The sequence below is a fragment of the Streptomyces sp. NPDC004629 genome, assembly GCF_042873595.1.
Lineage (GTDB): Bacteria > Actinomycetota > Actinomycetes > Streptomycetales > Streptomycetaceae > Streptomyces.
In genome coordinates this window covers 223,854-241,371 of the sequence record NZ_JBIALO010000012.1, presented here as the reverse complement: position 1 = coordinate 241,371, position 17,518 = coordinate 223,854, and the positions used below count along the sequence as shown (strand labels likewise).

The window sequence follows — 17,518 nt, the reverse complement described above, 5'->3', positions numbered from 1 at the left end:
CAGCAACTCATCGCGCAAACCCCGCCCGAGAAGCGGCCCACAGACCATCGAGCAGCGCCCGGCGCGGCCCGGCAACTCTTCACACAAACCCGGCCGAAGAAGAACCCACGGCCGTCACGACCACCACCCGCCGCAGCCCAGCAACTCATCGCGCAAACCCCGCCCGAGAAGCGGCCCACAGACCATCGAGCAGCGCCCGGCGCGGCCCGGCAACTCTTCACACAAACCCGGCCGAGGAAAAGCCGACGGCCGTCACGACCACCATCCACCGCAGCCCAGCAACTCTTCGCGTGAGGCCCGGCCGGGAGGGGCCGACGGAGCGTCGAGCAGTGCCCCGTGGGGCATGGTGACTGTTCGTGGGGGACCGGGGCGACGGGGCGTCAGGACCAGCGGCCGGTGCGGCCCAGGAGGAGGGCCGCGGCGGCGGTTCCGGCGGTCGATGTGCGCAGCACCGTGCGCCCGAGGACGTACGGCTGCGCGCCCGCCTCGGCGAAGAGCGCCAACTCCTCGGGCGAGACGCCGCCTTCGGGCCCGACGACCAGCACGATATCGCCCTCGGCGGGGAGTTCGGCGGTGGCCAGCGGCTCACTGCCGCGGTCACGGTCCTCGTGCAGCACGACGGCGAGGTCGGCGTCGGCGAGCAGCGCGGCGACCTGCCGGGTGGTGGCCGCGTCCGCGATCTCCGGGAAGCGCACCCGACGGGACTGCTTGCCGGCCTCACGGGCGGTGGCACGCCACTTGGCGAGCGCCTTCACGCCCCGGTCGCCCTTCCACTGGGTGATGCAGCGGGCCGCCTGCCAGGGCACGACGGCGTCGACGCCGACCTCGGTCATGGTCTCCACGGCCAGCTCACCCCGGTCGCCCTTGGGCAGCGCCTGGACGACGATGATCCGGGGCTGCTCCACGGGCTCCTCGACCACGCTCTCCAGGTCCATGAGGACCAGGCGGTCCTTGCCCTCGGTGGCCTTGACCACGCCCTCGGTCCAGCGCCCGCGCCCGTCGGTGAGCACGACGTCCTCGCCGGGCCGCAGCCGCTTCACGGACACCGCGTGCCGGCCCTCCGGCCCGTCGAGCACGAACTCCCCGCCGGGCACGCCCACGCCGTCCAGCGAGTCGACCACGAACACCGGCGCCGTCATCGCACGTCGCCCCCGGCCGACAACGCCGCCCTGGCCGCGTCGAGTTCGGCCGCCAGGGTCTGCACGAGCCGTCCGGCGGGCAGGTCGCGGGCCATCCGGTGGCCCTGGCCCGCCCACAGCGCCATGCCCTGCGCGTCACCGGCCTTGGCGGCGGCCTTGCGCAGCGGCGAGGTCAGGTGGTGGACCTCGGGGTAGGCGGCGGGCGCGTACGGGCCGTGCTCGCGCAGGAACCGGTTGACCAGGCCGCGGGCCGGCCGGCCGGAGAACGCCCGGGTCAGCTCCGTACGGACGAACAGGGGGCTGGTCAGGGCCTGTTTGTGCAGGTCGGACGCCCCGGACTCGGGGGTGGCGAGGAACGCGGTGCCCAACTGGGCGGCGTCGGCGCCGGCCGCGAGGACCGCGGCGATCTGGCTGCCGCGCATGATGCCGCCGGCGGCGACGATCGGTATGCCCACGGTCTCGCGGACCTGCGCGACGAGGGCGAGCAGCCCCAGGCCGGAGCCGTCGTTCTCCGGGATGTCGCGGTGGGTGCCCTGGTGGCCGCCGGCCTCGACGCCCTGGGCGATCACCGCGTCGGCGCCGGCCCGCTCAACGGCCAGGGCCTCCTCCGCGGTGGTCGCGGTGACCAGGGTGAAGGTGCCGGCCCGGCGCAGCGAGCCGATGGCCTCCGGGCTCGGGACGCCGAAGTGGAACGACACCACCGGCACGGGGTTGTCGAGCAGCACGGCCAGCTTGGCCTCGTAGCCGTCGTCCCGGCCGCTGTCCGGGTCGCCGAGTTCGGCCTCGTACCAGGCGGCCTCGCCGGCCAGTTGGTGCGCGTACACCTCGACGGCGCCAGAAGGGGGCGCGGCGTTGGCCGCTCCGGTGGCGCCGGTGCTTGCACCGGGATATTCGGGCTGGGGCAGAAAGACGTTCACCCCGAAGGGACGGCCGGTGAGCCCCCGCAACTGCTTGATCTCCTGGTACATGCCGTCGGCGGTCTTGTACCCGGCGGCGAGGAACCCCAGCCCGCCCGCCTCGGACACGGCGGCGGCGAGCTGCGGGACGGCGACACCGCCCGCCATGGGGGCCTGCACGATCGGATGTGGGCAGAGATCGGTCAGTGGGGATGACATGACCGCATGTTGTCACGCCCTGCGCACAAGTCCGAAACCGGCCTCCGCTTGGCATAGACCCCCGGCAACCGACGCCCCGGGGGCCGACCGCAGCCGACGTCAGCGACCGTTGAACGCGTCCTTCAACCGGGAGAACAGACCCTGCTGTCCCGGCTGGAACTGGCCCTGGGGGCGTTCCTCACCGCGCAGCTTGGACAGTTCGCGCAACAGGCGCTCCTGCTCGGGGTCGAGCTTGCTCGGGGTCTGGACCTCGACATGCACGATGAGGTCGCCCCGGCCGCCGCCCCGCAGATGGGTCACGCCCCGGCCGTGCAGCGGGATCGACTGGCCGGACTGGGTGCCCGGACGGATGTCGACCTCCTCCATGCCGTCCAGCGTCTCCAGCGGCACCTTCGTGCCGAGGGCCGCCGCGGTCATCGGGATCGTCACCGTGCAGTGCAGATCGTCGCCGCGGCGCTGGAAGGTGCTGTGCGGCAGCTCGTGGATCTCGACGTACAGATCGCCGGCGGGCCCGCCGCCGGGGCCGACCTCGCCCTCGCCCGCGAGCTGGATGCGGGTGCCGTTGTCGACACCGGCCGGGATCTTCACCGTCAGGGTCCGGCGCGAACGCACCCGGCCGTCGCCCGCGCACTCCGGGCACGGCGTCGGCACGACCGTGCCGAAGCCCTGGCACTGCGGGCACGGGCGCGAGGTCATGACCTGGCCCAGGAAGGACCGCGTCACCTGCGACACCTCACCGCGCCCGCGGCACATGTCACATGTCTGGGCCGTGGTGCCCGGCGCCGCGCCCTCGCCGTTGCAGGTCTTGCAGACGACGGCCGTGTCGACCTGGATGTCCTTCGTCGTACCGAAGGCCGCCTCGTCCAGCTCGACCTCGATACGGATCATGGCGTCCTGGCCGCGCCGGGTGCGCGAGCGCGGCCCACGCTGCGACGCCGTGCCGAAGAACGCGTCCATGATGTCGGAGAAGTTGCCGAAGCCGCCGGCCCCGAAGCCGCCCGCGCCGGCGCCGCCGGCCTGCGAGAGGGGGTCGCCGCCGAGGTCGTAGACCTGCTTCTTCTGCGGGTCCGACAGCACCTCGTAGGCGGCGTTGATCTCCTTGAAGCGCTCCTGCGTCTTCGGATCGGGGTTGACATCCGGGTGCAGCTCGCGTGCGAGCCGCCGGAAAGCCTTCTTGATCTCTTCCTGCGACGCGTCGCGGCGCACGCCGAGAACGGCGTAATAGTCCGTGGCCACCTACGACTCCGCCAGGATCTGTCCGACGTACCGTGCCACTGCGCGTACCGCTCCCATCGTTCCCGGGTAATCCATGCGGGTCGGTCCGACCACGCCGAGCTTGGCGACTGCCTCGCCGCCCGAACCGTAGCCGACCGACACCACGGACGTGGAGTTGAGTCCCTCATGGGCGTTCTCGTGGCCGATACGCACCATCACGCCCGGATCCTTGGCCTCGCCCAGCAGCTTGAGGAGCACCACCTGCTCCTCCAGCGCCTCCAGGACCGGCCGGATCGTGAGGGGAAAGTCATGTCCGAAGCGGGTCAGATTGGCGGTGCCGCCGATCATCAGCCGCTCCTCGTTCTCCTCGACCAGCGTCTCCAGGAGGGTGGAGAGCACCGCCGAGACCGTACCGCGGTCCTCGGCCTCGAAGGCCTCCGGCAGATCCTCGACCAGGCTCGGCACGTCCGCGAAGCGGCGGCCCGCGACCCGGCTGTTGAGCCGCGCGCGCAGATCCGCCAGGGCCGTCTCGCCGAACGGCACCGGGCAGTCGACCATCCGCTGCTCGACCCGGCCGGTGTCCGTGATCAGCACGAGCATCACGCGCGCGGGGGCGAGCGAGAGCAGTTCCACATGCCGCACGGTCGAGCGGGTCAGGGACGGGTACTGCACGATGGCGACCTGCCGGGTCAGCTGCGCGAGCAGCCGCACCGTCCGCGTCACGACGTCGTCGAGGTCGACGGCGCCGTCGAGGAAGTTCTGGATGGCGCGCCGCTCGGGCGCGGTCATCGGCTTCACGCCGGCCAGCTTGTCCACGAACAGCCGGTAGCCCTTGTCGGTGGGGATCCGCCCCGCGCTGGTGTGCGGCTGGGCGATGAACCCCTCGTCCTCCAGGGCCGCCATGTCGTTACGGACCGTGGCCGGGGAGACGCCGAGGTTGTGCCGCTCGGTGAGCGCCTTCGAACCCACCGGTTCCTCGGTGCCGACATAGTCCTGGACGATGGCACGCAGCACCTGAAGCCTGCGTTCGCTCAGCATCGCGCGTCCACCTCCAGCAAGTCGTCCCCGCGACCCTTCGGGTCCTTCGCCTGGCACTCTGAGCAGGCGAGTGCCAGCTTCCCCGCCCCAGTGTACGGCCGTGGGGTACACCCCGGGCAAGGCTGGTCCCACCGGATCGTCCCCGGCGGCTCCCGGCGCTGAGCAGGTCCAGTGAAGTCCGCTGCGGTTCGACAGCGCCCCGAAGGGGCGCGGGGAACTGCGCGACCAGCCACGACGGTGCCGCAGACGACCGACGGCATATCGCGGCATGCCCAGCGGAGCGCTTAGCGTCGCCGTATGACGGCGACTTGGGAAGAGGCGGGCTGGGAGCGGGTGGCCCCCGGGGTGGGGCGGTGCCGGCTGCCGGGCTGGGACTGTACGGCCGGACTGGTCCTCGGGGCGAGCGCGGCGCTCGTCGTGGACGCCGGGTCCAGCCTCGCTGAGGGCGCCCGGCTGCGGGCGCGGGCCGAGCGGATCGCCGGCCGCGGTGTGACCCATCTCGCGCTCACCCATCCCCACTTCGACCACGTCTTCGGCGCGGCGGCGTTCGCGGGGGCCGAGGTGTACGCCGCGGTCGGCATGGACGCGGTGTTCGCCCGCGAGCGGGACGGACTGTGCCGGGACGGGGTCCGCCACGGCCTGGACGCACGGCTCGCGGCCGAGGCGGCACGCGCCCTGGCCAGCCCCGGCCACCCGGTCCGCGGCGAGCGGACGCTGGACCTGGGCGGCGGCCGGCGGGTGCTGCTGGCGGACGTGGGTCCCGGTCACACGGCCCATGACCTGGCGGTGCTGGTCCCCGGCGACCCGGCGGTCGTCTTCTGCGGCGACCTGGTCGAGGAGTCCGGGGAGCCGCAGGCGGGCCCCGACGCCGTACCGTCCCGCTGGCCCGCCGCCGTCGACCGGCTGCTCGCCCTGGGCGGCCCGGACGCGCTGTACGTGCCCGGTCACGGGGCGGTGGTGGACGCGGCGTTCGTCCGCGGGCAGCGGGACGCACTGGCGGCGCGTTTCGGCGTGTCGTGATCGTCCGCCCAGGCTTTCTCCTATCGTCATCCGAATGCGCCAGTACTCACCGGACCTGACCCCGCCGTGGAAGAAGCCCCGGCCCGTCCCCGAGGTCCCGGCCGAGCCCGGCCTGGTGGTGGAGGAGCCCGGCACCGGATTCTGCGGCGCGGTGATCCGCTGCGAGGCGGGCACGGTCACCCTGGAGGACCGCCTCGGCAAGCACCGTGTCTTCCCGCTGGAGCCGGGCGGCTTCCTGCTGGAGGGCCGGACGGTGACGCTGGTGCGCCCGTCGGCGGCTCCGGTACGGCCCACCCGTACGGCGTCCGGTTCGGTCGCCGTCCCCGGCGCACGCGCGCGCGTGGCCCGTGCCGGGCGGATCTACGTCGAGGGGCGGCACGACGCGGAACTGGTCGAGAAGGTGTGGGGCGACGATCTGCGCATCGAGGGCGTCGTCGTGGAGTACCTGGAGGGCGTGGACGACCTGCCGGCCATCGTCGCCTCGTTCGCGCCGGGTCCGGACGCGCGGCTCGGCGTCCTGGTGGACCACCTGGTCCCCGGCACCAAGGAGTGGCGCATCGCCGAGTCGGTGACCAGCGAGCACGCGCTGGTCGTCGGCCACCCCTACATCGACATCTGGGAGGCGGTCAAGCCGTCGTCCCTGGGCATCGCCGGATGGCCGAAAGTACCGCACGGCCAGGACTGGAAGACGGGCGTGTGCCGGGCGCTCGGCTGGCCGGAAAACACCGGTGCGGCATGGCAGGGGATCCTGTCGCGGGTACGGTCCTACAAGGACCTGGAGCCGGAGCTGCTGGGCCGGGTGGAGGAACTGATCGACTTCGTCACGGCCGGCGGTACCGTTTGACGGGCGGCAACGCTCAGTCCACCAGATCCCGTACCACCGCGTCCGCCAGCAGCCGCCCCCGCAGCGTGAGCACCGCGCGCCCCGCCTCGTACGGCCCCCGCTCCAGCAGCCCGTCCGTCAGCGCCAGGCGCGAGGCCGCGAGGCCCGCCTCCCGGAGGAGTTCGAGGGGTACGCCCTCCCGCAGCCGCAGTTCCAGCAGGATCCGCTCCACACGGCGGTCCTCGTCGGACAGAATCTCCCGCCCGGCACCCGGCGTGCGGCCCGCCGCCAGGGCCGCCGCGTACGCCCCCGGGTGCTTCACGTTCCACCAGCGCACCCCGCCCACGTGGGAGTGTGCGCCGGGGCCCGCGCCCCACCAGTCGGCGCCGCGCCAGTACAGCTCGTTGTGCAGGCAGCGGCCGGCGGCGGAGGTGGCCCAGTTGGACACCTCGTACCAGTCGAAACCGGCCGCGACCAGGGTCTCCTCCGCGATCAGATAGCGGTCCGCGTGCACGTCGTCGTCGGTCATCGGGATCTCGCCGCGGCGGATGCGGCGGGCGAGCTGCGTGCCCTCCTCGACGATCAGGGCGTACGCGCTGATGTGGTCGGGGAACGCGCCGAGGGCCGCGCCGAGCGATGCCCGCCAGTCGTCGTCCGACTCCCCCGGCGTGCCGTAGATCAGGTCCAGGTTCACATGCTCGAAGCCCGCCGCCCTCGCCTCCGCAACGCACGCCTCCGGGCGGCCCGGGGTGTGGGTGCGGTCGAGGATCTTCAGCACGTGCTGTCGCGCGCTCTGCATGCCGAAGGAGATCCGGTTGAAGCCGCCCTCCCGCAGGGTGGCGAGATAGGCCGGGCCGACCGACTCGGGGTTCGCCTCCGTCGTGATCTCCGCGTCCGCGGCGAGCCCGAACTCGGCGCGGATCGCGCCCAGCATCCGTACCAGGTCGTCCGCGGCCAGCAGGGTCGGCGTGCCGCCGCCGACGAAGACCGTGCGCACCTCGCGCGGGTCGTCGCCGAGCACCTTGCGGGCCAGGCGGATCTCGTCCACCAGGGTGTCCGCGTAGTTCTCCCGGGAGGCGAGCACTCCGCCCGTGCCGCGCAGTTCGGTGGCGGTGTAGGTGTTGAAGTCGCAGTATCCGCAGCGGGTCGCGCAGTACGGGACGTGCAGGTAGAACCCGAGGGGCCGGTCGGCGGCCCCGGAGAGCGCGGACGCGGGCAACGCACCGTCAGCGGGAACGGGCTCACCATCGGGAAGCACAGAAGGCATACCCCCCATTGTCCAGCACCTCGAAGTGGTCCCGCGGTTCCGGGCCGGGTGGTCATTCCGCCTGGAGTACCAGGAGGGCCAGGTCGTCTTCCGGGGGCTGGTCGCCGAAGTCGTGTACCAGTCGCCTGATGCGCTCCGCGATCAGCTCGGCGCTCAGCCCGGCGCAGTCGGCCAGCGCCCGCGCGAGCCCGTCGCCGTCGTCGAGCTGGCGGGAGCCGCAGCGGCGCTCGGTCACCCCGTCGGTGACGCACAGCAGGCTGTCGCCCGGCCCCAGCTCGATGGTGTCGCTGGTGTACGTGGCGTCCTCGATGACACCGAGCAGGGTCTGCGGCTGCGCCGCCGTGCGGACGCCGCCGTCGGGCCGCAGGACCAGCGGCAGCGGATGGCCGGCCGAGGCGAGGGTGCAGCGGACGCCGCCGTCGAAGGGGACCAGTTCGCCGTAGAGGAGGGACAGGAATCGGTTCTGCGGGCCGTCACCGGGGCCCACGGGCCGGGCACCGGCCGCGACCAGCGCACGGGCCGCCGCGTCCGCGGCCTCCGTCGCGTCGTCCAGCAGGAGCTGGTTGAGGCGGTCGAGGACGTCGGCGACCCGGTAGCCCTCGCGGGCCAGCAGCCGCAGCCAGGGACGGGCCAGGCCGATCACCACGGCGGCCTCGGGGCCCTTGCCCTGGACGTCGCCGATCGCGAAGCACCAGCGGCCGTCGCCGGCCGGGAACAGGTCGTAGAAGTCGCCGCTGGGCCCGCCCTGGTCGCACGGCTCGTAGACGAGGGCGCTGCACATCCCCGGGATCTCGGCGACCGCGCCGGGCAGCAGCCCGCGTTGCAGGACGGCGCTGATGGTGGCCTGCCGCGCGTACTGGCGGGCCGCGCCGATGGCGAGGGCCACGCGGCGGGCCAGGTCCTCGACGAGTCCGGTGATCTCGTCGGGGAAGCGGTCGAGACCGGACCGTCCGATGACCAGTGTGCCCAGCGGCCGGCCGCCCGCGATCAGCCGGTAGGCGAGCGCCGCGCCGTCGCCGGACCGCGGGCCGAAGGCCTCGGCGGGCCAGGGGTAGGGCTCGGGTCCGGAGCGCAGGCCGTCCCGGGGGCGTGGCGGCTCCTTCTCCAGCCTGCGGCGCAGTTCCTCGATGTGGTTCTCGCTCGCGTGCCAGACCCGGGCGAGCCGCGGTCCGGCCAGGCCCGTGCCGTCCGCCCAGCCGCCGCGGCCGGTGGACTCGTCCTCCAGCCACACCGCGCACCAGTCGGCGAGACGGGGCACGATCAGCTGCCCGGTGAGCGCGGCGACCAGGCCCTCGTCGAGCTGCCCGGCGAGCAGGTCGGACGCCTCGGCCAGGAAGGACAGCGCGCCGCGGCCGAGCCAGTCGCGGCCCCGCCCGGCCCGGTGGGGCTCGGGCGCCAGGACCTCGGCGACGGCCAGTTCGCGTACTTCGGTGTACGTCTCGAACCCGTCGGGCGCCGGAGCGTCCTGAGCGCAGAGCCGCGCCCACACCGTCTTGGCGCCCCTGCGGTAGGTGACCCCCCAGGACTCGGCGAGCGTGGCGACGAGGCGCAGCCCGCGCCCGTACTCCGGTACCTCGTACGGCGATTCGGCCACGCTGTCGCGCGGCGCGCGCGAGGGGTGGTGGTCGCCGACCTCGACGACGACGGCGCCGTCCTCCTCCAGCCGGCAGATCAGTTCCACCGCGGTGCCCGCGTGGACGACGGCGTTGGTGACGAGTTCACTGACCACGATCATGACGTCGTCGGCGAGCCGCGCACAGGTCATGCGGCCGAGTTCGGCCCACTCGGCGAGCGCGCTGCCCACCAGCGCCCGGGCGGCACTGGGCGCGAGGGGGCTGCCGGGCAGGGTCGCGCGCGACCGGGTGCGCAGGGCCGCGCCCTCGTGCGCGTCTTCGTGCGCGGGCGCGGTCGGATGCGCGGACGGCTCGAAGCCATGGGAAACGGTCTCCCATTGCATCGGTATGGCCCCCATTGCCAGCTCCCCGAGCGGTTCGGTCGGTCAGGCCTCGGGCAGGCCTCAGTCGTTGCCGACAGGGTGACAGACGGATCGCGTCCATAAGCGCCGAGTTACCGAACTGGCCCGCCTTGCGGGAGATCCGTGATACGGATGCGACGGGTGTGCTCGAAGTCGGACAGAAACGGCCACAACCGCAAAGGGGGCGGGGCGTAAGAGCCAGCGGGGCGTAAGCGCTATGCCTCGCGCGTGCCGTCGTACATCTCGTCGATCAGGTGCTTGTACTCCCGTTCCACCACGGGCCGCTTCAGCTTCAGGCTCGGCGTCAGCTCACCGTGCTCGACGTCCAGGTCGCGGGGCAGCAGCCGGAACTTCTTGATGGTCTGCCACCGCTGCAGCCCCTCGTTCAGTTCCTTGACGTACCCGTCGATGAGGGCGACCGTCGCGGGCGCGGCCACGACATCGGCGTACGCCATGTCCGCCAGGCCGTTCTCCTTCGCCCACGCCATGACGGCGGCCTCGTCGAGGGCGATGAGCGCGGTGCAGAAGTTCCGGTCGGCGCCGTGCACGACGATGTTGGAGACGTACGGGCACACGGCCTTGAACTGGCCCTCGACCTCGGTGGGCGCGATGTACTTGCCGCCGGACGTCTTGATCAGGTCCTTCTTGCGGTCGGTGATGCGCAGATAGCCGTCGGGGGACAGCTCGCCGATGTCGCCCGTGTGGAACCAGCCGTCGGGCTCCAGCACCTCGGCGGTCTTCTCGGGCAGCTTGTGGTAGCCCTGCATGATGCCGGGTCCGCGCAGCAGGATCTCGCCGTCCTCCGCGATGCGCACCTCCGTGCCGGGCAGCGGCTTGCCGACCGTGCCGGTGCGGTAGGCCTCGCCGGGGTTGACGAAGGAGGCCGCGGAGGACTCGGTGAGGCCGTAGCCCTCCAGGATGTGGATGCCGGCGCCGGCGAAGAAGTAGCCGATCTCCGGCGCGAGCGCGGCCGAACCGGAGATGCAGGCACGCAGCCTGCCGCCGAAGGCCTCGCGGATCTTGGCGTAGACGAGCGCGTCGGCGACCTTGTGTTTGGCGGTCAGGCCGAACGGCGCGCCGGCGGTGCCGGTGCGCCGGAAGGTGTCCTGGCTGGCCTTGGCGTACTCGCGGGCGACCCCGGCCGCCCACTGGAAGATCCGGTACTTGGCGGCGCCGCCGGCGCGGGCCTTGGCGGCCACTCCGTTGTAGACCTTCTCGAAGATGCGCGGCACGGCCGCCATGTACGTCGGCTGGACGACCGGCAGATTCTCGATGATCTTGTCGACGCGGCCGTCCACCGCGGTGACGTGACCGACCTCGATCTGGCCGGAGGTGAGCACCTTGCCGAAGACGTGTGCCAGCGGCAGCCACAGGTACTGCACATCCTCGGCGCTGATCAGCCCGGTCGCGGCGGTCGCCTTCGCCATGTACGACCAGTTGTCGTGCGGCAGCCGCACGCCCTTGGGGCGGCCGGTGGTGCCGGAGGTGTAGATGAGGGTGGCCAGCTGGTCCTTGGTGATCGCCGCCACCCGCTCCTTGACCAGCTCGGGGCTCTTCTCCAGCCGGGCGGCGCCGCGCTGCTCCAGCTCGGCCAGGGTGAGCACCCCGTCACCGGTCTCCACGCCGGCCGCGTCCAGCACCACCACATGGGTGAGGGCGGGCAGTTCGGCGCGCTTCTCCCGCACCTTGGCGAGCTGGGCGGCGTCCTCGGCGATCAGGACCCGGCTCTCGGAGTCGGCGAGGATGAACGCCGACTCGTCGGTGTTGGTCTGCGGGTAGACGGTCGTGGTGGCGGCGCCGGCGCACAGGATGCCGAGGTCGGCGAGGATCCACTCGACCCGGGTGGAGGAGGCGAGCGCGACACGCTGCTCGGGCTCGACGCCCAGCTCGATGAGGCCGGCGGCGATCGCGTAGACGCGTTCGGCCGCCTGCGCCCAGCTCAGCGACTTCCAGTCGTCGGGACCCTGACCGGCGGGGGGCACCGGGTAGCGGAAGGCCTCGGCGTCCGGTGTGGCCGCGACGCGCTCCAGGAACAGGTTCGCCACGGACGGCGGACGGTTCTCGATCAGTGTCTGTGTGTCGCTCACGACATCCTCCGGGGCCCGCGGCGGTGCGGCTGGCTCAGTGCGGCTGGGTGCACCCGCGGGCCGCGCGCCCGGGCCGCCGCCCGGCGTTGTTTAACCCGCGAGTAACTATCGAGCAGAGATCAGAGTAGAGCCCGACCCGCCGACGCGTAAGGGGCGGCGGCCTGTCACTTCCTACAGAGAGCGACCTTACGCACGCGTAGGGGCCCGCCGCACTTTCACACGGCGGACCCCCGTTGGTCCCGGTTTGCCGGCGGACCCGACGCGCCGGCGGTTACTTCTTGCCCTTGCCCGACCCCGCGCTGTCATCGCTGGACAGCACGGCGATGAAGGCCTCCTGCGGAACCTCCACCGAACCCACCATCTTCATCCGCTTCTTGCCTTCCTTCTGCTTCTCCAGCAGCTTCCGCTTGCGGGAGATGTCACCGCCGTAGCACTTGGCGAGGACGTCCTTGCGGATGGCGCGGATGGTCTCGCGGGCGATGACCCGGGAGCCGATGGCCGCCTGCACCGGCACCTCGAAGTTCTGCCGCGGGATCAGCTCCTTGAGCTTGGCGACCAGCCGTACCCCGTACGCGTACGCCTGGTCCTTGTGGGTGATCGCCGAGAAGGCGTCGACCTTGTCGCCGTGCAGCAGGATGTCGACCTTGACCAGGGAGCTGCTCTGCTCGCCTGTGGGCTCGTAGTCGAGCGAGGCGTAGCCGCGGGTCTTGGACTTCAGCTGGTCGAAGAAGTCGAAGACGATCTCCGCGAGCGGCAGCGTGTAGCGGATCTCGACGCGGTCCTCGGACAGGTAGTCCATGCCGAGCAGGGTGCCGCGCCGGGTCTGGCACAGCTCCATGATCGCGCCGATGAACTCGGTGGGCGCGAGGATCGTGGCCCGCACGACCGGCTCGTACACCTCCTCGATCTTGCCCTCGGGGAACTCGCTCGGGTTGGTCACGACGTGCTCGACACCGTCCTCCATGATCACGCGGTAGACCACGTTGGGGGCGGTGGCGATCAGGTCGAGGCCGAACTCACGCTCCAGGCGCTCCCGGATCACGTCGAGGTGCAGCAGGCCCAGGAAGCCGACGCGGAAGCCGAAGCCCAGGGCGGCGGAGGTCTCCGGCTCGTAGACCAGCGCGGCGTCGTTGAGCTGCAGCTTGTCCAGGGCCTCGCGCAGGTCGGGATAGTCGGAGCCGTCCAGCGGATAAAGGCCCGAGAAGACCATCGGCTTCGGGTCCTTGTAGCCGCCAAGCGCCTCGGTGGCGCCCTTGGACTGGCTGGTGATCGTGTCACCGACCTTGGACTGGCGGACGTCCTTCACACCGGTGATGAGATAGCCCACCTCGCCCACGCCGAGCCCGTCGGCCGGCAGCATCTCGGGCGAGCTGACGCCGATCTCCAGCAGCTCGTGGGTGGCGCCGGTGGACATCATCCGGATCCGCTCGCGCTTGTTGAGCTGACCGTCGATGACCCGGACGTAGGTCACGACACCGCGGTAGGAGTCGTAGACCGAGTCGAAGATCATGGCGCGGGCGGGAGCGTCCTGGACGCCGACCGGGGCCGGGATCTCGGCGACCACCTTGTCCAGCAGCGCCTCGACGCCGAGGCCGGTCTTGGCGGAGACCTTGAGCACGTCGCCGGGCTCGCAGCCGACCAGGTTCGCCAGTTCCTCGGAGAACTTCTCGGGCTGCGCGGCCGGCAGGTCGATCTTGTTCAGCACCGGGATGATCGTGAGGTCGTTCTCCATCGCCAGATACAGGTTGGCGAGGGTCTGCGCCTCGATGCCCTGGGCGGCGTCCACGAGGAGGATGGTCCCCTCACAGGCGGCGAGCGACCGCGAGACCTCGTACGTGAAGTCGACGTGCCCGGGGGTGTCGATCATGTTGAGGATGTGCGTGTTGCCCGGGTCGTGGCTGGGAGCCCACGGCAGACGCACCGCCTGGGACTTGATCGTGATGCCACGCTCACGCTCGATGTCCATGCGGTCGAGATACTGAGCACGCATCTGCCGCTGCTCGACCACGCCGGTCAGCTGGAGCATCCGGTCGGCGAGCGTGGACTTGCCGTGGTCGATGTGCGCGATGATGCAGAAGTTGCGGATCAGAGCCGGGGCGGTACGGCTCGGCTCGGGCACATTGTTAGGGGTCGCGGGCACGCAGGGTCCTGTCTCTTGAGGCGCCTTATGCCTCGGGTCGGATCGATACGTAGCCTCCATGGTCCCACGGGCGGGGACCGTGCACGGGTTTGGGCTGGCCGCGGGGCCACTGGTACCGTGAGTGGCTGTGCCTCATGCCCTCTCGGCGCGGGGCCACACCTCAAGAGATCATCGGCGCGGGACCCGTTGGGGGCCCGTACCAGAACCTGAAAAGGCTCATTCGTGGCGAACATCAAGTCCCAGATCAAGCGGATCAAGACCAACGAGAAGGCCCGGCTGCGCAACAAGGCCGTCAAGTCCTCCCTGAAGACCGCGATCCGCAAGGCCCGCGAGGCCGCTGCCGCGGGTGACGTCGAGAAGGCCACCGAGTACCAGCGCGCGGCTGCGCGCCAGCTCGACAAGGCCGTCTCCAAGGGCGTCATCCACAAGAACCAGGCCGCCAACAAGAAGTCGGCCCTGGCCTCCAAGGTCGTCTCCCTCAAGGGCTGAGTCAGCTCCGACTTGACCGCCGGAAGGACCAAGAGCGGGCCCTCTCTCATCCGCTCCCACCCGGCACCCCGAACTCGTACGCGGCCTGCGTTCGCCACGCGGGTGCGAGTTCAACCATCTCGATCCGAAGGCCCCGCCGCCCTTCCCCAGGGCAGCACGGCGGGGCCTTCGACTGTCCCGGGCCGGCTACCCCCGGCCTCTTGAGCGTGCGGCTCGGGCGATGGTCACCACGGCCTTCTCCAACGCGTACTCGGGATCATCTCCGCCCCCCTTCACTCCGGCGTCCGCCTCGGCCACCGCCCGCAGGGCCGTCGCCACTCCGTCGGGCGTCCACCCGCGCATCTGCTGCCGCACCCGGTCGATCTTCCACGGCGGCATCCCCAACTCCCGGGCGAGGTCGGCAGGCCGCCCGCCCCGCGCCGACGACAGCTTTCCGATCGCCCGCACGCCCTGCGCCAGCGCGCTGGTGATCAGCACCGGAGCGACCCCGGTCGCCAGCGACCACCGCAGCGCCTCCAGCGCCTCCGCCGTACGCCCCTCGACGGCCCGGTCCGCCACCGTGAAGCTCGACGCCTCGGCCCGGCCCGTGTAGTACCGCCCGACGACGGCCTCGTCGATCGTCCCCTCGACGTCCGCGACCAACTGCGCCGCCGCGGACGCCAGCTCCCGCAGATCGCTGCCGATCGCGTCGACCAGCGCCTGGCACGCCTCGGGCGTCGCCGACCGGCCGAGGGTGCGGAACTCGCCGCGCACAAAGGCGAGTCGGTCCGCCGGCTTGGTCATCTTCGGGCAGGCCACCTCCCGCGCCCCCGCCTTGCGCGCGGCGTCGAGCAGCCCCTTGCCCTTGGCTCCGCCCGCGTGCAGCAGTACGAGCGTGATCTCCTCGGCCGGCGCCCCCAGATACGCCTTCACGTCCTTGATCGTGTCGGCCGAAAGATCCTGCGCGTTGCGTACGACCACGACCTTGCGCTCCGCGAAGAGCGACGGGCTGGTCAGCTCGGCGAGCGTGCCGGGCTGGAGCTGGTCCGGTGTCAGATCACGTACGTCCGTGTCGGCGTCGGCGGCCCGGGCGGCGGCCACCACCTCCCGCACGGCACGGTCGAGCAGGAGGTCCTCCTGGCCCACGGCAAGCGTCACCGGGGCGAGAGGGTCGTCTTGAGCGGTCTTTCTGGCCATCGCGACAAGCATCGCACGCCCCACTGACAACGAGGCCCCCGAACAGCCCCGGCGACCGGGCACGGGGGCCGCGGAACCCGGGGGTGTAGGCGGCGGCTGAAGGCCGGGAGCCTGAAACCTGGCTCGGAACGGCAGGGGCCAGGGGCCAGATACGGGTGCCTGGAGCCGGGCCAGGGCCCAGATACGGGTGCCTGAGGCCGAGCCAGGTGCCGAGGACCGGGGGCATGGGCGGCGGGTGCCGGGTGCCGGAAGCCTGGGCCAAGACCGCGGGAGCCGGGGCCGGATGCGGAGTGCCTGAAGCAGGGGCTGAGGCGGCTGGGCCCGATGCCGGATGCCGGACTCGGGTTGGCGAATGCGGGGTGTTGGGAGCCCAGAGCCTGGCCGTGGCGACGGGGGCCGGGATGCCCGATGCCGGATACGGGAAACCGGATGCCGGGGCCAAGACGGCGAGAGCCGAGGCTGGACGCCAGAAGCCGGGGGGCCAAGGCGGCGGGGGCCGCGGGTGTGGGGTGCCGGGGGACGGAATGGCGGGGGCAGATGCCGGCGGTGTTGGGCTCCGGGCGCGGGTGCCGTCGGAACCAGGTGCCGAGTGCTGGGAGTCGTCGGGCCGGCGGCACCGCAGGCAGGCCCCGAGAGCCGTCGGGGCGACAGCACCGCCAGCAGGCGGCGGAAGCCGGTGGGTTGACAGCAACCGTGTCGGGGGGCCGGTGTCGAAAACCGGTGGGGGTTGCCATCGGTGTGGAGTGTGGTGGGTCCTGGGCTCGTGGTGGTGGCGTGGGGCTACGGTTCCTCGCGCCAGCCCTCCCACTCCCCCGCGAGCGCGTCCAGCTCCGCCGGGTCCAGCCGGTGTTCCGCGTCCCGCAGGACGACGAGCCACTGCGCGTCCTCGGCGTCGTCCTCGCCGGCCAGCGCGTCTCGTACCAGCCGGGGCTCCTCCGCGACGCCGAACCGCTCCGCTAGCGCCTCCGCCACCTCCTGCGCGGCATCGCGGTCGGGCAGCACCAGCACATGTCTCACATCGCTCACGGAGCCATTGTCCGGCAGCCCGGCGTGACCGGCCCGGCGGCGACGGACGGCGGCGACGGACGGCGGCGACGGACGGCGGCGACGGAGGACCGGTTCGGACGTCAGCTCTTGGGCACGAGCTGAACGTCCAGGTCGATCTTGATGCTGGGCCCGACCACGGCGATCCCCCGCGCCAGCATCGTCTGCCAGCTCACGGTGAAGTCGTCCCGGTGCAGCTCCGTCGTGGCCCGGCAGGCGGCCCGTACCTCGCCCTCCATCCCGTTGCCGAGCCCGAGGTACTGCGTGTCGAGCGTGACCGTACGCGTCACCCCGTGCAGCGACAGCGCGCCGGTGACGGCCCATCGGCTGCCGCCCCGGTGCACGCACCGCTCGCTATAGAACTCCAGCGTCGGATACCGCTGCACGTCGAGGAAGTCCGCCGAGCGCAGATGGTCGTCACGCATCCGCACATTCGTGTCGATGGACGCCGCGTCGATCACCACATGCATCGCGGACTGCTCCACCGGATCGGCGATCCGCACCGCCCCGGCGAAGGTGTTGAACCGCCCGTGGATCCGGGCCAGTCCGATGTGCCGCGCGGTGAAGCCGATCGAGGAATGCGTCGGCTCGATCTCCCAGTCGCCCGGCGTCGGCAGGTCGGGTCCCGGGGCGACCTGGAGCGTCACATCGCCCAGCGAGGCCAGCGAGTTCTCGCCGACCAGCGTGGTCGCCCGGTAGGGCGTGTAGCCCTCCGCGGAGACCGCGAGCCGGTACTCGCCGGCCGGCACCGTCGTCACGAACGACCCGTAGGGGTCCGTTCCGCCGGTGACCACCGTGCGCCCCCTGGCGTCGCTGACCGCGAACTCCGCATGCGAGACGGGCTCGTGGACCGGGTCGAGCACCCGGCAGCTGAGCACTCCCGCGTCGGGTGGGGTGTGGACCGCCGCGAGTGGGCTCGCCCGGTGCACCCGGTTGGTTCGGTTTCCCAGCCAGCGGCCGAACATCTACGACACCCCTGTGCGCCTCGAC

General features: G+C 72.0%; 14 protein-coding genes. 3 read left to right on the top strand and 11 right to left on the bottom strand.

Going from position 1 to position 17,518, the window contains the following annotated elements; translation table 11 throughout:
- Positions 1 to 380: 380 nt before the first annotated feature.
- The 4 genes from ACFYTE_RS20595 to hrcA all read right to left on the bottom strand — a co-directional run bounded on the left by ACFYTE_RS20595 (position 381) and on the right by hrcA (position 4,507).
- Positions 381 to 1,139 carry a 16S rRNA (uracil(1498)-N(3))-methyltransferase gene (locus tag ACFYTE_RS20595; RefSeq protein ID WP_388712098.1) on the bottom strand — a complete coding sequence of 253 codons (759 nt, stop codon included), beginning with the start codon at positions 1,137 to 1,139 and terminating at the stop codon, positions 381 to 383.
- Positions 1,136 to 2,254 (bottom strand): nitronate monooxygenase, encoded by a 1,119-nt coding sequence (locus tag ACFYTE_RS20590; protein WP_388712095.1) that lies wholly within the window; start codon positions 2,252 to 2,254, stop codon positions 1,136 to 1,138. Before ACFYTE_RS20590 ends, ACFYTE_RS20595 begins: the two co-directional genes overlap by 4 nt.
- 99 nt (positions 2,255 to 2,353) lie before the next feature.
- A complete protein-coding gene (gene dnaJ, locus ACFYTE_RS20585; RefSeq protein WP_388712092.1) occupies positions 2,354 to 3,490 on the bottom strand; it encodes a molecular chaperone DnaJ in 1,137 nt (378 codons plus the stop codon).
- Positions 3,491 to 4,507, bottom strand: coding sequence for a heat-inducible transcriptional repressor HrcA (gene hrcA, locus ACFYTE_RS20580; protein ID WP_388712089.1), 1,017 nt, complete (start codon positions 4,505 to 4,507; stop codon positions 3,491 to 3,493).
- A gap of 297 nt (positions 4,508 to 4,804) precedes the next feature.
- Here hrcA and ACFYTE_RS20575 point away from each other — a divergent pair, with 297 nt between their 5' ends.
- Together ACFYTE_RS20575 and ACFYTE_RS20570 are read left to right on the top strand one after the other, a co-directional pair.
- A complete protein-coding gene (locus ACFYTE_RS20575; RefSeq protein WP_388712087.1) occupies positions 4,805 to 5,527 on the top strand; it encodes an MBL fold metallo-hydrolase in 723 nt (240 codons plus the stop codon).
- Between the two features lie 34 nt (positions 5,528 to 5,561).
- Complete coding sequence (locus ACFYTE_RS20570) at positions 5,562 to 6,371, top strand: DUF3097 domain-containing protein (protein WP_388712085.1); 810 nt, start codon at positions 5,562 to 5,564, stop codon at positions 6,369 to 6,371.
- A 13-nt stretch (positions 6,372 to 6,384) separates the two neighbouring features.
- On the opposite strand, the gene hemW is transcribed toward ACFYTE_RS20570, so the two are convergent.
- The 4 genes from hemW to lepA form a co-directional block, all read right to left on the bottom strand.
- Positions 6,385 to 7,617 (bottom strand): radical SAM family heme chaperone HemW, encoded by a 1,233-nt coding sequence (gene hemW / locus ACFYTE_RS20565; RefSeq protein ID WP_388712083.1) that lies wholly within the window; start codon positions 7,615 to 7,617, stop codon positions 6,385 to 6,387.
- A 52-nt stretch (positions 7,618 to 7,669) separates the two neighbouring features.
- Complete coding sequence (locus tag ACFYTE_RS20560) at positions 7,670 to 9,589, bottom strand: SpoIIE family protein phosphatase (protein WP_388712081.1); 1,920 nt, start codon at positions 9,587 to 9,589, stop codon at positions 7,670 to 7,672.
- 218 nt (positions 9,590 to 9,807) lie between these two features.
- Positions 9,808 to 11,679: an AMP-dependent synthetase/ligase gene (locus tag ACFYTE_RS20555; protein WP_388712079.1), complete on the bottom strand. Its 1,872-nt coding sequence runs from the start codon at positions 11,677 to 11,679 to the stop codon at positions 9,808 to 9,810.
- Positions 11,680 to 11,950: 271 nt separating this feature from the next.
- On the bottom strand, positions 11,951 to 13,819 hold the full coding sequence (gene lepA / locus ACFYTE_RS20550; protein ID WP_388712077.1) for a translation elongation factor 4: 1,869 nt from the start codon (positions 13,817 to 13,819) through the stop codon (positions 11,951 to 11,953).
- Positions 13,820 to 14,041: 222 nt separating this feature from the next.
- On the opposite strand from lepA, the gene rpsT reads away from it, so the two are divergent.
- Entirely contained in the window at positions 14,042 to 14,308 is a 267-nt protein-coding gene (gene rpsT / locus ACFYTE_RS20545; RefSeq protein WP_095748610.1) for a 30S ribosomal protein S20, read from the top strand.
- Between the two features lie 186 nt (positions 14,309 to 14,494).
- Here rpsT and holA read toward each other — a convergent pair whose 3' ends face one another.
- The 3 genes from holA to ACFYTE_RS20530 form a co-directional block, all read right to left on the bottom strand.
- Positions 14,495 to 15,484: a DNA polymerase III subunit delta gene (holA, locus tag ACFYTE_RS20540; protein ID WP_388712074.1), complete on the bottom strand. Its 990-nt coding sequence runs from the start codon at positions 15,482 to 15,484 to the stop codon at positions 14,495 to 14,497.
- Between the two features lie 780 nt (positions 15,485 to 16,264).
- Positions 16,265 to 16,510: a hypothetical protein gene (locus ACFYTE_RS20535; RefSeq protein ID WP_388712071.1), complete on the bottom strand. Its 246-nt coding sequence runs from the start codon at positions 16,508 to 16,510 to the stop codon at positions 16,265 to 16,267.
- Positions 16,511 to 16,611: 101 nt separating this feature from the next.
- The gene (locus ACFYTE_RS20530) at positions 16,612 to 17,493 is read right to left on the bottom strand and encodes a YceI family protein (RefSeq protein WP_388712068.1); all 882 of its coding nucleotides are present in this window, start codon (positions 17,491 to 17,493) and stop codon (positions 16,612 to 16,614) included.
- Between the last annotated feature and the right edge of the window lie 25 nt (positions 17,494 to 17,518).

Coding starts and splice junctions, on each gene's coding strand:
- ACFYTE_RS20570 (WP_388712085.1), top strand. CDS start 5,562: ATGCGCCAGTACTCACCGGACCTGACCCCGCCGTGGAAGAAGCCCCGG.
- ACFYTE_RS20560 (WP_388712081.1), bottom strand. CDS start 9,589: ATGGGGGCCATACCGATGCAATGGGAGACCGTTTCCCATGGCTTCGAG.
- ACFYTE_RS20595 (WP_388712098.1), bottom strand. CDS start 1,139: ATGACGGCGCCGGTGTTCGTGGTCGACTCGCTGGACGGCGTGGGCGTG.
- ACFYTE_RS20575 (WP_388712087.1), top strand. CDS start 4,805: ATGACGGCGACTTGGGAAGAGGCGGGCTGGGAGCGGGTGGCCCCCGGG.
- ACFYTE_RS20530 (WP_388712068.1), bottom strand. CDS start 17,493: ATGTTCGGCCGCTGGCTGGGAAACCGAACCAACCGGGTGCACCGGGCG.
- ACFYTE_RS20590 (WP_388712095.1), bottom strand. CDS start 2,254: ATGTCATCCCCACTGACCGATCTCTGCCCACATCCGATCGTGCAGGCC.
- hrcA (WP_388712089.1), bottom strand. CDS start 4,507: ATGCTGAGCGAACGCAGGCTTCAGGTGCTGCGTGCCATCGTCCAGGAC.
- hemW (WP_388712083.1), bottom strand. CDS start 7,617: ATGCCTTCTGTGCTTCCCGATGGTGAGCCCGTTCCCGCTGACGGTGCG.
- holA (WP_388712074.1), bottom strand. CDS start 15,484: ATGGCCAGAAAGACCGCTCAAGACGACCCTCTCGCCCCGGTGACGCTT.